Here is a 13,730-nt window from a genome sequence, read left to right as displayed (position 1 = left end):
GGGCAACGCGGGCGCGGGCACTGATGGGCACTGCTCCGCCTCGCTGCGACGGGTCCGTCTCCTGTCCCGTTCGGCGCGCCGTGCGGCGATCCAAGGGCGTAAACTAGGCCTCCGCCCGTACCCCCCGTCGAAGGCGCACGCGGTTTGCCCATGACCGCTCATACGCAGCTTCCCGACGCGGAGAGCCGCGAGCCCGCACGCGCGGCACTCGATCGCGTCGTCGCCATGTGCGCTGCCGCCATGCGCGGCGCCGAAGCGGTGCTCGCCCTGGTCGCCGGGCTGCTCGGCGCGCTGCCACCCGTCTCGATGGCCTGGCTCGGCCCGATGATGGCCCTCAACCTGCTGTGGTCGGGCTTCTTCGTGCGGGCCGTGCTCCGGCACGGCCTGCGGTCCTGGCTGGTGGCCGGGGAGCTGGCCGTCACCGGCCTGTTCTGCCTGACCCAGGGCGGCCTGCTGGTGGCGGGCGTCGCCCAGGCGGGCGCGAGCTGGGTCGCCGTGCTGGTCACCATGTCGATCATCATCACCGCGCTGGCCTGGCCGCCCCGCTACGCGGTGGCCGGGGGCCTGGTGGTGGCCCTGGCCCACCTCGCCGGGGCCCTGCTGGCGGGCTTCGGCGGCGGGTTCATCACGCTCGGCATCAACTGCGTCCAGATCTTCGCGACGGTCGCGCTGATGACGCTGCTGCGCCGCTCTGCCGTCCTGGCCGACATCGTGCTGACCCGGTCGAGGGAGGCGGAGAAGGCCGCCGCCGTCCTGCGGGCCCGCCGCGCGGACGAGCGCGGCCAGTACAGCCGCGTCCACGACACCGTGCTCAACACCCTGACCATGGTCGGGGCGGGCGGCGTCGAGCGGAACTCCGCGACGCTGCGCAAGCAGGCCGCGGCCGACCTGGAGGAACTGGAACGGATCGCCCGCGACGCCGTGACGCCCGCCGGGCCGGTCGATCTCGACGTGCGCCTGGCCGCCGTGGCCGCCCGCGACGACCTGCGCGTCGGCTCCGAGCTGTCCGGCGGCACGGTCCCCGCCCGTGTCGCCGAGGCCTTCGCCGGGGCCTGCGCCGAGGCGCTGACCAACGTGGCCAGGCACTCCGGCGTCGGCGCCGCCCGGCTGCGCTCCACCCGGGACGGCACGCGCACCCTCGTCGAGGTCGCCGACGAGGGCCGGGGCTTCGACCTCGCGGCCCTCCCCGCCGACCGCTACGGCGTGCGCCGCTCGATCATCGAGCGGATGGAGGCGGCCGGCGGGGCCGCCCGCGTCGAGTCCGGCGCGCACGGCACCCGCGTCCTGCTGTGGTGGTCCCCGTGAACGGCAGGCGGCGGTGCGCGTGAGCGACGACCCGGCGATCCTCGTCGCCCAGCGCTACGCGCGCGGCGCGATCTTCGCCTCCATCCTGATCGGCGCCTGCTGGCACATCGGCTACGACCTGACCGTCACCGTGCTGAGCCTGGAGGTCTACCGGCTGCCGCTGCTCGTGGCCGCGGCCTGGCTGGTCTACCTGGCCATCGGCGTCGCCGCCGCCGTGGCCCTGATCCGCTCCGAGCACCCGATCCGCGGAGTGTGGGGATACGCCGCGGGGGCGATGGCCGTGAACGTCGGGGTGATCGCCGCCTGCCCGCCCGCCGAGCTGGTCGGGCTGGCCGACTGGGGCTGGGGCTCGGTCGGCTGGCTCGGGCTGACCCTGTTCTGGCGCCGCGAGCGGCACATGCGGGAACTGGTCGTGTTCCTGGCGCTGAACGGCCTGATCACCGTCGCCGGGATGGCGCTGACCGGGACGCTCGACCGGGTCTCGCTCGCGCTGTTCCTGATGGTGTTCTTCGGCGGCGTGACCCTCCAGGTCGGCGCCAGCGTCGGCGGGCACGCGCTGGTGTTCTCCGCCAGGCTGGCCGCCGAGCGGTCCGCCGAGCAGGCCCGGATCGAGGCGGCCAGGGAGATCGCCGAGCAGGTGCACGCCGACCGGCTGCGGCGCTACGAGGCCGTCCGCCTGGCCGCCGCCGACCTGCTGACCGCGCTCGCCTCCGGCGCCGACCCGGCCGACGAGCGGATCCGCCGCGAGTGCGCCGCCGGGGCCGCCCGCCTGCGGCGGCTCATCTCCGAGACCGACGACGTGCCCGATCCGCTGCTGGCCGAGTTGCGCGCCCAGGTGCTCGACGCCGAGCGGCGCGACGTCATGGTCGCCATGGAGCCGCCGGTCGGCACCATCCCCGAACTGCCCCCTGGCGTGTGCCAGGCGCTCACCGCGGCCCCCTCGCTCGCGCTGCGGGGCGCGCGCGGCGACGCACGGGTCACCGTCTACGCGACACCGGAGGAGGTCATCGTCAGCGTGGTCGCCGACACCGACGACCTCACCGTGGCCCCCTGCGGTCACGGTGTCGAGGTTACCCAGCAGAGGGAGGGAAGATCGCTGTGGATCCAGAGCCGCTGGCCAGGCCGGTGACCCTTGCCGTGGTCGAGGACCACCCGGTGACCATCGACGGGATCCGGCTGTGGCTGACCCGCGACCCGGAGCAGCGGGTGCGCCTGGTCGCCGGTGGCGACACGATCGAGGCGGTGCTGTCCGGGCCGGGCGCGACGGCCGACGTGCTGCTGCTCGACCTGGAGCTCAACGGCGTCATGATCACCGATCGGGTGGCCGGGCTGTGCGCCGACGGGCGCAGGGTGGTCGTATTCTCCGGCCACCGCGAGCCGGAGACGGTGCTCTCCGTGCTCGACGCGGGCGCGTCGGCGTTCATCGCCAAGCACGAGAGCGCCGACCACTGCGTGGAGACCATCGTGGCGGTGGCGGGCGACCTGCCGTACGTGACGCCGACGATGGCGCACGCCCTGATCGCCGACGCCCGCCCGCAGCGGCCGCGCTTCTCCGAGCGCGAGCACCGCGCGCTGCTGCTGTGGTTCCAGTCGATGTCCAAGGCGTCGGTGGCCCGCCGGATGGGCATCAGCGAGGCGACGGTCCGCCAGTACATCGACCGCGCCCGCGTCAAGTACGCCAAGATCGGCCGCCCCGCCCCGACCAAGGCCGCGCTGCTGGCCCGTGCCATCCAGGACGGGCTGATCAGCCCCGACGAGGTCGGCGAGTATCGCTCCTTCGCCGCCGAGTGATCCGACCGAGTGATCCGACCGAGTGATCCGGGCGCGTGATCCGGCGTTTGATCGACGTCTTCCCGGAAAGTTGAGATGCCCTGGGCGCCCGGGGAAACGGCACGGAGCTAGGAGGAAGCGATGAGAGGCAGGACCGACGGGAAGGCGACCTTCGCGGCGGCGGCCATGGTGGGCGTGCTCGGGCTGATCGGCGCGTGCGGCGGTGGCGATGACGACGGCGGACGCGACGACGACGCCCCGGGCGTGGTGCAGACCGATGACGACCAGGGCGGCGACGATCAGGGCGACGACTGAGCCGCCCGCTGAGCCGTCCAATGTCCGCGGCGGGCGCGGGCCCGCCGCCGGACGGCGCGATCAGAACACGCGCAGGTGGTGGAACAGCTCGAACGCCTGGTCCTCGGCCGCGAACGCGGCGGCCTCCGAGCGCTTGACGGCGAGATAGGCCGTGCCGCGCAGCGGGCCGAGCGCGTCCATGAGCAGTTCGTCGGCGGCGAGCGCCGACAGGGCCTCGTCCAGGGTGGACGGCAGGCGGTGCACGCCGAGCCGGGCACGCTCGCCGGGGGAGAGCGTGTCGGGATCCACGTTCACCGCCTCCCCGGGGTCGAGGCCGCGGCGGATGCCGTCGAGGCCGGCGTGGATGACCGCCCCGAGCGACAGGTAGGGGTTGGCCGAGGAGTCGGACGGCTTGAGCTCCAGGTTGGCGGATCCCTCCGCCAGCGGGGAGCAGATCCGCACGGCCGCCTCGCGGTTGTCGGCACCGTAGCAAGTGTAGGCGCTGGACCACATCCTCGGCGCGAGACGGCGGAAGCCGTTGACGCTGCCGCAGGTCAGCGCCACCAGCGCGGGAAGGTGCGCGAGCACGCCCGCGATGAAGCGGTAGCCGAGCTCTGACAGCCCGTTGGGGTCGGTGGCGTCGGCGAACAGGTTGTCGCGGGTTTCGCGGTCCCACAGCGACAGGTGCAGGTGCGCGCCGTTGCCCGCCTGGGCGGCGATCGGCTTGGGGGCCAGGGAGGCCCACATGGCCATGCGCAGGGCCGTGCTCCGGACGGTCTCGCGGTAGAGCACCTGGTTGTCGGCGGCCCGCATGGCGGGCGCGTGGCGGATCGAGAGCTCCTGCTGGCCGTGCCCGAGTTCTGGGTGGTAGTGCTCGACCCGCAGCCCCTGCGTCTCCAGCGACCTGATCAGCCGGATCGTGTAGTCGTGGGCGGCGTCGAAGCCGATGGCCGCGTAGCACAGGCTGTCGTCGATGGGGACGAGGCGGTCGAACGGGTCGCCGGGCAGCCGCCTGCCGAGGGTGAACTCCGGCTCGTAGGCGGCGAGCATCGTGTAGCCCGCGCGGTCGAGTTCGCCGATCGCCTCGCGCAGGAAGGTGCGGGGGCAGGCGTCCCACGGCGAGCCGTCGGGCAGGCGAAGGTCGCACAGCATGGCCGCCGCGCCCGGAGCGTACGGCAGCGGCACGAAGGTCGCGGGGTCGGGTACGAGACGCACCTCGCCCACCGGACCCATGCCCTCGACCGGCTGCAACTGGTCGAGCATGTTCATCGCCATCATGGCCACGGTGTGACCGATGCCGGTACCGAGCCGCTGAGCGAGGCGTGCACGAGAGGCCGCCTTTCCCCGGATCACGCCGCCGTGGTCGGCGTAGAGGAAGCGGATCAGCTCGATGCCCTCGATCTCGGAGCGCTCAAGGACCCGACGGGCCGCCGGGTCGAGCGGCTTGATCTCGGTTACGCTTTCGCGATCTCTCATGCTGTCTGCGTAACACGTCGGCGTCTTCGGGGAAAGCACTACCGAGGGAGCGGCTCGTGGAGCCCTCCCGGAGCAAAGCGGCGATTACCGCTCAGGGTGTAAGGATCTGGCTGAAGAACGTGGCCAGTCGATCGGCTCCGTTCACAATGCCGTCGAGCACTCCGTTGACGGCCGAGGCGGCCTCGGCCGGCCTGCTGAACAAGTAGAAGATCACGAACGCCACGGCCACGTACGTGAGGACCTTCTTGACCTGCATGGGGGGCCTCCTGCAGTCCAATCCCTGGCTTATATACCCGCTTCTGACGGGTTGCTCTCGGAAATCATGGGCGATCATAACCTTTCGGTCATGTGTCGCCCTGGCGCGACCCGTCTCCCCGAAACCCCCGTCGCTGCGAACCTTAACCCGCGCAGGCGATCGGTGTGACCCTTAACCCGTGCCGGATCCCTCGGTTAGAGGTTTCTCACATCACTTGACGGCGTGGTGGCATGTCACATGCCCAGGTGGGTGCCCTTCAGGCGGGCGATGCCGGCCTCGTCCCCGCTGAGATCGACCCTGGCGTGCTCCTGGCGGCCCATGCAGAACAGCAGCAGCTCGGCGGCCTGGCCGGTGACCTCCACGTGGGGGGCGTCGCGGTCGCCGCCCAGGGCCACGCCGCCGCCCAGCCGGTGCAGCACCACGCCGACCGGCGCCCGGCGCAGCACCAGCCTGGACATCCGCGCCAGCCGCTTCCACAGTGTCCGCTGCTGGCCATCGGGCAGCTCCCTGGGCTGCCAGCCGGGCTGGGCCCGCCGTACGTCCTCGTGGTGGACGAAGAACTCCACCCCGTTGACGGCCTCGTCCGCGCCCGGGACGAGGCCGTAGACGCCGCCCGGGCCCTCGCGGACCAGCCGGATCAGGCCCGCGTAGCCGTGCTTCTTCTTCAGCGACTCCTGGACCGAGGCGGTGTAGGGCGCCAGCGCCTTGATCGCGATGCCGCCCGCGGCGTCCAGGCGGCGCTCGCGCAGGACCAGGTGGGCGGCCAGGTCGAAGGTGGTCCAGCCCGCGCACAGCGTCGGCGCGTCGGGACCGAGCCGTTCGAGGAGGTCGCTGAGCGCGGCGCGTTCGGTACGGGCGTAGTTCACCGGGTGATCGTAACAATCCGTACGGCCACCCCCTGGTAGCGGCACTCGGGGCGAATCGGACAAGCGGGTCGATCGGTCCCGTCGCAGGAGAGTCCGTCGCTTTGGTCAGGAATAAACCTGTCGGTTCCCCGTGATAGTGAGATAGGCGGAAATTTCAGCCAAGAAGTGTGCAAGAACCGATCAGCCGTCGAAAGGACACTCCAAACCGTGGCGAGCAAGGTCACCTCAGCCATCATGCGGCAGGGGCTCTACGTGCTCTGGGTGGCCGTCCGCTCCGAGCCGGTCGTCTTCACCATGGCGGTCCTCGCCAGCGCCCTCTACGGGGCGATGACCGTCGCCTCCGCGTGGGCTCTCGGCTGGGCCACCGAGCACGTCGTCTTCGACGCCTTCGCCGACGGCCGCGTGGCCGACGGCGCGGTCGCCACCGGGGTGCTGCTGATCCTCGGCACCGCCCTGCTGAAGGCACTGGGCGTGGGCGGGCGCCGCATCCTGGCGGGCGTCATGCAGTACCGCATGCAGGCCCGCTCACGCCGCGGCGTCACCCGGCAGTACCTGCGGCTCCCGCTGTCGTGGCACCACCGCCACCCCACTGGGCAACTGCTGTCCAACGCCAGCTCCGACGCCGAGGCCGCGTGGGCGCCCCTCGCCCCGTTGCCCATGGCCGTCGGCGTGATCGTCATGTTGATCACCGCCGCCGTGGCCATGGTCTTCACCGACCTCGCCCTGGCCGTCGTCGGCTTCCTGATCTTCCCGGCCATCGCCGTGCTGAACCTGATCTACCAGCGGCGGCTCAGCCCGCTGGTCACCCGCGCCCAGCAACTGCGGGCCGAGGTCAGCGAGATCGCCCACGAGAGCTTCGACGGCGCCCTGGTGGTCAAGACGCTCGGCCGTGAGGACCTGGAGACCGAGCGCTTCCAGGCCAGGGCACGAGCCCTGCGCGACGCCAACGTCGCGGTGGGCCGCGTCCGCGGCCTGTTCGACCCGATGCTGGAGGCGCTGCCCACCCTGGGCGTGCTCGCGGTGCTGCTGGTCGGCGCGATGCGGCTGGAGTCCGGCGCGATCAGCGCCGGGGTGCTGGTCCAGGTGGCCTACCTGTTCACCCTGCTCGCCTTCCCGATCAGGGCCCTCGGATGGGTGCTGGCCGAACTGCCGCGCAGCGTCGTCGGCTGGCGCCGGGTGCAGGACGTGCTGGAGGCGAGCGGCGCCATGGAGTACGGCACCGCCACCTTCCCCGGCGCGGACGCGCCCGCCCGCCTGGAGGTCCAGGGGCTCGACTACGCCTACACCGACGCGCCCGTCCTGCGGGACGTCACCTTCGAAGTCCCGGCGGGCCGTACCGTCGCCCTGGTGGGCCCCACGGGCTCCGGCAAGTCCACCCTCGCCCAGACGCTGGTGCGGCTCGTGGACCCCGCGCGGGGCGCCGTCCGCCTGGACGGCACCGACCTGCGTGACGCCGCCAGGGGCGAGATCAGCCGGGTGGCGACGCTCGTGCCCCAGCAGACGTTCCTCTTCGACGACACCGTGCGCGGCAACATCACCCTCGGCCTGCCGATCCCCGACGAGGACGTCTGGGCCGCGCTCCGGCTCGCCCAGGCCGACGGGTTCGTCAGCGGCCTGGCGGAGGGACTCGACACCCGCGTAGGGGAGCGCGGCGCCACCCTGTCCGGCGGCCAGCGTCAGCGCCTGGCCCTGGCCCGCGCGCTCGCCCGCCGTCCCCGGCTGCTCATCCTCGACGACGCCACCTCCAGCGTGGACCCCCAGGTCGAGGCCAGGATCCTGTACGGCCTGCGGGACGCCGCCGAGGCCGCCACCGTCGTCGTGGTCGCCTACCGGATGGCCACCATCGCCCTCGCCGACGAGGTCGTCTACCTGGAACACGGCCGCGTCGCCGACCAGGGCACCCACGCCGACCTGATCGTGCACTGCCCCGGATACCGCGAACTCGTCACCGCCTACCAGCGCGAGGAGGCCGAGCGCATGGCCGCCGAGCCGCCACCCCCCGGCGCCGCCGCCGGCGACGGTCTCACCGACCCCGAGGAGGTCTCCGCGTGAGCGCGCTGCAAGGAGTCGAGCGTTCCGCGCTCGCCACGGTCCGGCACGGCCTCTCACTGACCCCGGAGTTCCGCAAGGGACTGGCGGGCACCCTGGCGCTCGCCGTGCTCGCCACGCTCGGCAAGGTCATCGTGCCCATCGCGGTGCAGCAGACCATCGACAACGGCCTGCGCGACGCGGTGCCCGACCTGCCGTACATCCGCACGGCCGTCCTGGTGTGCGCCGCCGCCGTGGTGCTGACCGCCGTCGCGGCCTACCTCATGAACGTCCGCCTCTACAAGCGGACCGAGTCCTCGCTCGCCACCCTGCGGGTACGCGGCTTCCGCCACGTCCACGACCTGTCGGTGCTCACCCAGAACACCGAGCGGCGCGGCGCGCTGGTCTCGCGGGTGACCGGCGACGTGGACCAGATCAGCAACTTCATGCAGTGGGGCGGGCTGATGATCATCGTCGCGCTGGGCCAGATCCTGGTCGCCAGCGTGCTCATGTTCATCTACTCCTGGCAGCTCACCCTGCTCGTCTGGGCCACCTTCGCGCCGCTGCTCGTGGCCCTGCCGCGCTTCCAGCGCTGGCTGTCGGCCGCCTACACCCGCGTGCGGGAGCGGACCGGCGACATGCTCGGCGGCATCGGCGAGGCGGTCGTCGGCGCGGGCGTCATCCGCGCCCACAGCGCCGAGGAGCGCACCGCCACGAAGGTGGACGAGGCGATCGAATCGACCCGGGCCGCGCAGACCCGCGCCCAGAAGATCGTCGGATTCGTCTTCCCGCTCACCGAGATCGTCGGGGCACTGGCCATCGCCGGCGTGGTGCTGCTCGGCGTCCGGCTCGGTATGGACGGCGACATCATGCGGGGCGAGCTGATCGCCTTCCTGTTCCTGATCACCCTGTTCTTCTCGCCGTTGCAGATGGCCACCGAGGTCCTCAACGAGGCGCAGAACGCGATCGCCGGCTGGCGGCGCATCCTCGGCGTCCTGGACACCCCGCCCGACGTGGCCGACCCCGGGGACGACGGCATGACCCTGCCGCGCGGGTCGATCTCGATCTCCTTCGAGGAGGTCGGCTTCGCCTACCCGGGCGGCAAGCCGGTGCTCCGCGACGTCTCCGTGGACATCCCGCCCCGCTCGCGCGTCGCCGTGGTGGGCGAGACCGGGTCGGGCAAGACGACCTTCGCCAAGCTGCTGACGCGCCTCATGGACCCGGCCTCCGGCAGGGTTCTCGTGGACGGACACGACCTGCGGGAACTGGCCTTCTCCTCGCTGCGCGAGCGCATCGTGATGGTCCCGCAGGACGGCTTCCTGTTCGACGGCACCCTCGCCGACAACATCCGGTACGGCAGGCCCGCCGCCACCGACGCCGAGATCCACCGCGCGCTCGGCGAACTCGGCCTGACCGACTGGCTGGACGGCCTGCCCGCAGGCTTGGACACCCCCGTGGGCCAGCGCGGCGAGTCGCTGTCGGCGGGGGAGCGGCAGCTCGTCGCCCTGGCCCGCGCCTACCTGGCCGACCCCGACCTGCTGCTGCTGGACGAGGCCACCTCCGCCGTGGACCCGGCCACCGAGGTGCGCCTGGCGCGGGCGCTGGAGAGCGTCACGCGCGGCCGTACCGCGGTGTCGATCGCCCACCGGCTGTCCACCGCCGAGGCCGCCGACGAGGTCCTCGTCTTCGACCAGGGGCGGATCGTCCAGCGCGGCCCGCACAGCGAGCTGGTGGCCACCCCGGGCGTCTACGCCGACCTGCACGCCTCCTGGGTCTCGGCGGCCCGATCATGAGCGGAACTCCCCGGAGCGCCCCGAAGGGGTGCAAACTGGCAGGGTGATCAGAAAACTGCGACCGGCGACGTACGGCGAGGCGCTCCACGTCGGTCACTACTTCCGGGCGGGCGACCCGGTGGTGATGGACCTCAACGCGCTGCCCGACGAGGAGGCCAGGCAACTGGTCGACTTCGCCGCCGGGCTCATCTGCGGGCGCGGCGGCGAGATGAACCGCGTATGCCCCAAGGTCTTCCTGCTGCTGCCCGCGTGAGGAGACGCCGATGAGGACCTTCACCTCCTGGCCCACGTGGCGTGAGGCCGAGGCGGGTCTGACGGGGAGGCTGCCGCCGGAGACCGTCGAGGCGGTCCGCGCGGCCGTGGCCTTCGCCGCCGACCGGCACGGCGGGCAGCGGCGGCCCACCGGCGTGCCATACCTGGAGCACCTGCTGGAGGCGCTGGAGGTGGCGGTCGCCGGAGCCGGGGTGACCGGCCGCGAAGTGCTGACGGCGATCATCCTGCACGACGTCGTGGAGGACACCCCCACCACGATCGCAGAGGTCGCGGACCGGCACGGCGACCGGGTCGCCGAGCTGGTCGGCCTGGTCACCAAGCCGCCCTCGCCCGCCGACCCGGCGGCCAAGGCCGCGGCCAAACGGGCCTACCTGCGCTCGCTGGCCGCCGCCCCGCGCGAGGCGGTCCTCGTCAAGCTCGCCGACCGCGTCAGCAACGTGCAGGAGCTGCACCGGATGCCCGCCGCGTTCCGCCGCCGCTACCACCGCGAGACCCTGGGCCACGTGCTGCCGCTCGCCGAGGGCGAGCCGTGGTTCCGCGCCTGGTTCGCCGGCTGGCGCGAGGTGTGGCGGCACCTGGAGCCCGCCCCTTAGGACGCAACAACTCAGCGGGGGTCGAGCAGCGCCGCCCGGACCAGCCTGGCCGCGTGCGCGTGCCCCCTGGCGTTGGGGTGCACGAACGCGGGACGGTCGGGCACCCGGCTGTAGACGCCGTCCACCCAGTTCGCGCCGCCCGCCTTGTCGCAGACGCTGTGCCCGGCGCTCGCCGTGTAGAGGTCCACGTAGGTGGCGTGGTGCGCGGCCGAGCGCTCCCTGATCACGGCGTTGAGCGGCTCCAGCGCGTTCGTGCGCAGCCAGGCCAGGTCGTTCCTGGCGATCGTGAAGAAGTCCTCGGGACGGCCGTAGCGGCACCTCGCGGTGTCCTCGGGCACGATGTGCGGATAGCCGACGGTGACCAGCCTGGCGGAAGGGGCCTTGCGCCGGATCGCGGTGAGCATCCGGTCGTACTCCCGGCTCACCGCCTGCAGCCGCTCCTCCATCCCGGAGGCGAAGGACCGCTTGCAGGGGGCGCCCCGCCCGGCGGTGAGCGCGCCCAGCTTCGCGCATTTGGTGAGGATCTCCCCGAACCCGAGCGTGTTGCCGCCGATCCCGACGGTGACCACGCCGGTCCGCGCGTTGACCGCGTCGAGCTGCGGCGGCACGGGGGAGAACGGGTGGCCCGCGTCCATGGAGATCGGCGGGCTGTGCCTGCCGTCCGGGGTCTGCTTGGCCTCGGCGATGTGCGCGATCCTGGCCCCGCCGCAGCTCACGTTCACCAGCTCGACCGCCGTGCCCAGGGCGCGGCGGATCACCTCGGGGTAGGAGCGGGTGGTCCGCGCGCATCCGTCGCGCGGGCTCTCCGACTCTTCCCCCGCCGCCCTGATGACCCCGGCGGTGTAGGAGTCGCCCATCGCCACCCACCTGAGCGGTTCGGGCGCCGTGCGCACCGCGTGGACGGGCGTCGCCGCCACTGTCGCCGCCACTGTCGACACCACTGTGGCCGTGCCGCACGCCGCCGCCGCCAGCGTGGCCAGCCCGGCGGCCCGCACTCGGAAACCTGACACGGATCCTCCACTCCCGTGGCCGCCCCGGCGGCACGCCACCGGGACAGACGATAACGGGGAGCGATCGCGAAATGACGGAAGGTGACCATTGGGGGTGGCGTGGCGGGCCACTGGTGAAGGGACCGGAGGGGGCGTGCGGCAGAATTGACGGCATGTCCCTCGATCCCGCCATCGCGGCCAGGCTGAAGCGCGACGCCGACGGGCTGGTCCCCGCCGTGGTCCAGCAGCACGACACCGGCGAGGTGCTCATGCTGGCGTGGATGGACGACGAGGCGCTGCACCGCACGCTCACCACCGGCAGGGCCACCTACTGGTCGCGTAGCCGCCGGGAGTACTGGGTCAAGGGCGAGACCTCCGGCAACCCGCAGTGGGTGAAGTCGGCCGCGCTCGACTGCGACGGCGACACGATCCTGCTCCGGGTCGACCAGGTCGGCGTCGCCTGCCACACGGGTGACCGCACCTGCTTCGACGCGGGCTCGCTGGCCGTGCCCGCCGCGGGATGACCGGCACGAGCCGGCGGGAGCTCGGCGTCTGGATCGCGTCCTGCGCCGTGGGCGCCGGGCTGGCGCTCTTCGCCGCGAGCCGAGACTGGGCCCTGGTGACCCTGGCCGGCGCCACCGGCGGGCGGCCGAGCACGGTCGGCGTGACCGGGAGCGCCCTGGTGCCCGTCCTGACCCCGCTGGCGCTCGCCGCCGCCGCGTCGGCCGTCGCCGTTCTGGCCGCCAGAGGGGTCTGGCGGTGCGTGGTGGGAGTCGTCCTGGTCCTGTGCGGCGCGGGCATGGCCGCCGCCGCGCTGACCGGCGCGGCCGGGCGCGCCGCGGCCGAGGCCGCCGCGCGCGACAACGCGCTGGCGCTGTCCGCCGAGGCCGCCGCCGAGACGCTGTGGACCTGGCCGGGGCTCGCCGCGGCCGGCGGCGTGGTGCTGGCGTGCGCCGGGGTGGTCGCCATGATCAGGGGCGGGCACTGGGCCGGCATGTCCGGCCGGTACGATCGCCCAGGGCCGACGGGCGGGGCGCGGGCCGAGGCGCGCGGTGAGCGCGCGATGTGGGACGCGCTCGACGAAGGCGTCGATCCCACGGTTGACCCCGTACAGGAGAGCAGGGAGAGGTAATGGCCGGCAAGGACCCGAGCAACGACCACGGCAGCCCGGCGGCATGGACCGCCGTGGCGATCATGCTGGTCGGAACGACGCTGAGCGGTCTGGCGCTCATCTGGGACTCTCCGGCGACCTTCTTCGCGGGGCTCGGCGTCGTCGTGCTCGGCGGGGTCGTCGGCAAGGTCATGCAGATGATGGGCATGGGCAAGCAGACCGCCTGACCACTGCGTCGCAAGTTCCCGGCGAAGCGGACTTTTCGCCAATGGCTCTGGCCGGATCTCGCTAGGCTTCGGCTCGGACGGCACGCGCGTGCCGATCGTTCGAGGAGAGCTTGATGAGTTACGGCCAGAGCGGTGGCGGCTACCAGGAGCAGCCGCCCGGGGGCGGCTACGGCCAGGGCGGATATCCGCAGGACGCCGGTCAGGGCCAGTACGGCCAGCACGGCGGGTACGGGGAACCGCAGGACGCGGGCCCCGGCCAGAGCGGTCAGCAGCAGGACGCGGGCTACGGCTACCAGGACCCATACGGGCAGGCGGGGGCCTACGGCCAGGCCGGCGGTGGCTACGGCCAGGCGGGAGGTTACGGCCAGCCAGGCGGTGGCTACGGCCAGGCGGGCGCCTACGGGCACCCCGGTGGGCAGGGCCCGCAGGGTTACCCGCCGCCCGGTTACTACGCGCCCCCGCGGCCCAACAACTCGATGGCGCTCGCGTCCATGATCCTGGGCATCGTGGGCTTCATGACCTGCGGCATCTCCTCCATCGTGGGCATCATCCTCGGCCACATCGCGCTGAAGCAGATCGCCAGGACCGGCGAGGAGGGCCGCGGGATGGCCATCGCCGGGCTGGTGACGTCCTACATCATGCTGGGGCTCATGCTGGTCTACATCGTCGTCGTGGTTGGCTTCCTCGGCTACTCCTTCTGGATGCTGGACGAACTGGCCAGTTCCACGGGAAGCACCACGACCTGACGG

Annotated in this window: 16 protein-coding genes; 12 read left to right on the top strand and 4 right to left on the bottom strand. The window is 72.7% G+C overall.

Annotated elements, in window-relative coordinates; genetic code table 11:
* Positions 1-150 precede the first annotated feature (150 nt).
* The 4 genes from P3X83_RS25660 (at position 151) to P3X83_RS25645 (ending at position 3,390) form a co-directional block, all read left to right on the top strand.
* Positions 151-1,305, top strand: a complete 1,155-nt coding sequence (locus P3X83_RS25660) for a hypothetical protein (protein ID WP_277307765.1) — start codon at positions 151-153, stop codon at positions 1,303-1,305.
* Between the two features lie 19 nt (positions 1,306-1,324).
* Positions 1,325-2,434, top strand: a complete 1,110-nt coding sequence (locus tag P3X83_RS25655; RefSeq protein ID WP_277307764.1) for a hypothetical protein — start codon at positions 1,325-1,327, stop codon at positions 2,432-2,434.
* The gene (locus P3X83_RS25650; RefSeq protein ID WP_277307763.1) at positions 2,404-3,096 is read left to right on the top strand and encodes a response regulator transcription factor; all 693 of its coding nucleotides are present in this window, start codon (positions 2,404-2,406) and stop codon (positions 3,094-3,096) included. The genes P3X83_RS25655 and P3X83_RS25650 overlap by 31 nt, the downstream gene beginning before the upstream one ends.
* Before the next feature lie 120 nt (positions 3,097-3,216).
* On the top strand, positions 3,217-3,390 hold the full coding sequence (locus tag P3X83_RS25645) for a hypothetical protein (RefSeq protein ID WP_277307762.1): 174 nt from the start codon (positions 3,217-3,219) through the stop codon (positions 3,388-3,390).
* A gap of 60 nt (positions 3,391-3,450) precedes the next feature.
* Here P3X83_RS25645 and P3X83_RS25640 read toward each other — a convergent pair whose 3' ends face one another.
* From P3X83_RS25640 to P3X83_RS25630, 3 genes are all read right to left on the bottom strand, one after another.
* Complete coding sequence (locus tag P3X83_RS25640) at positions 3,451-4,845, bottom strand: glutamine synthetase family protein (RefSeq protein WP_277307761.1); 1,395 nt, start codon at positions 4,843-4,845, stop codon at positions 3,451-3,453.
* 91 nt (positions 4,846-4,936) lie between these two features.
* Entirely contained in the window at positions 4,937-5,101 is a 165-nt protein-coding gene (locus P3X83_RS25635) for a hypothetical protein (protein ID WP_277307760.1), read from the bottom strand.
* Between the two features lie 233 nt (positions 5,102-5,334).
* Positions 5,335-5,967, bottom strand: a complete 633-nt coding sequence (locus P3X83_RS25630; RefSeq protein ID WP_277307759.1) for a TIGR03085 family metal-binding protein — start codon at positions 5,965-5,967, stop codon at positions 5,335-5,337.
* Between the two features lie 234 nt (positions 5,968-6,201).
* Between P3X83_RS25630 and P3X83_RS25625 the strand changes: the two genes are divergently transcribed.
* Genes P3X83_RS25625 through P3X83_RS25610 form a run of 4 tightly spaced genes read left to right on the top strand, consistent with a single transcriptional unit; the run spans position 6,202 to position 10,654 of the window.
* Positions 6,202-8,019, top strand: a complete 1,818-nt coding sequence (locus tag P3X83_RS25625; RefSeq protein ID WP_277307788.1) for an ABC transporter ATP-binding protein — start codon at positions 6,202-6,204, stop codon at positions 8,017-8,019.
* A complete protein-coding gene (locus tag P3X83_RS25620; RefSeq protein WP_277307758.1) occupies positions 8,016-9,788 on the top strand; it encodes an ABC transporter ATP-binding protein in 1,773 nt (590 codons plus the stop codon). The genes P3X83_RS25625 and P3X83_RS25620 overlap by 4 nt, the downstream gene beginning before the upstream one ends.
* A 43-nt stretch (positions 9,789-9,831) precedes the next feature.
* The gene (locus tag P3X83_RS25615) at positions 9,832-10,041 is read left to right on the top strand and encodes a cell division protein SepF (protein ID WP_277307757.1); all 210 of its coding nucleotides are present in this window, start codon (positions 9,832-9,834) and stop codon (positions 10,039-10,041) included.
* Positions 10,042-10,051: 10 nt separating this feature from the next.
* Positions 10,052-10,654, top strand: a complete 603-nt coding sequence (locus tag P3X83_RS25610) for an HD domain-containing protein (RefSeq protein ID WP_277307756.1) — start codon at positions 10,052-10,054, stop codon at positions 10,652-10,654.
* Positions 10,655-10,665: 11 nt separating this feature from the next.
* Here P3X83_RS25610 and P3X83_RS25605 read toward each other — a convergent pair whose 3' ends face one another.
* A complete protein-coding gene (locus tag P3X83_RS25605; protein ID WP_277307755.1) occupies positions 10,666-11,664 on the bottom strand; it encodes an SGNH/GDSL hydrolase family protein in 999 nt (332 codons plus the stop codon).
* Between the two features lie 152 nt (positions 11,665-11,816).
* Between P3X83_RS25605 and hisI the strand changes: the two genes are divergently transcribed.
* From hisI to P3X83_RS25585, 4 genes are all read left to right on the top strand, one after another.
* Entirely contained in the window at positions 11,817-12,167 is a 351-nt protein-coding gene (hisI, locus tag P3X83_RS25600; protein ID WP_277307754.1) for a phosphoribosyl-AMP cyclohydrolase, read from the top strand.
* On the top strand, positions 12,164-12,775 hold the full coding sequence (locus P3X83_RS25595; RefSeq protein WP_277307753.1) for a Trp biosynthesis-associated membrane protein: 612 nt from the start codon (positions 12,164-12,166) through the stop codon (positions 12,773-12,775). The genes hisI and P3X83_RS25595 overlap by 4 nt, the downstream gene beginning before the upstream one ends.
* Complete coding sequence (locus P3X83_RS25590) at positions 12,775-12,981, top strand: HGxxPAAW family protein (protein ID WP_277307752.1); 207 nt, start codon at positions 12,775-12,777, stop codon at positions 12,979-12,981. The genes P3X83_RS25595 and P3X83_RS25590 overlap by 1 nt, the downstream gene beginning before the upstream one ends.
* A 113-nt stretch (positions 12,982-13,094) precedes the next feature.
* Positions 13,095-13,727 carry a DUF4190 domain-containing protein gene (locus tag P3X83_RS25585; RefSeq protein ID WP_277307751.1) on the top strand — a complete coding sequence of 211 codons (633 nt, stop codon included), beginning with the start codon at positions 13,095-13,097 and terminating at the stop codon, positions 13,725-13,727.
* Positions 13,728-13,730: the final 3 nt, after the last annotated feature.

This window comes from Spongiactinospora sp. TRM90649 (assembly GCF_029382225.1).
Lineage (GTDB): Bacteria > Actinomycetota > Actinomycetes > Streptosporangiales > Streptosporangiaceae > Spongiactinospora.
The sequence above is the reverse complement of the archived record's forward strand: the minus strand, read 5'-3'. Positions and strand labels throughout refer to the sequence as shown.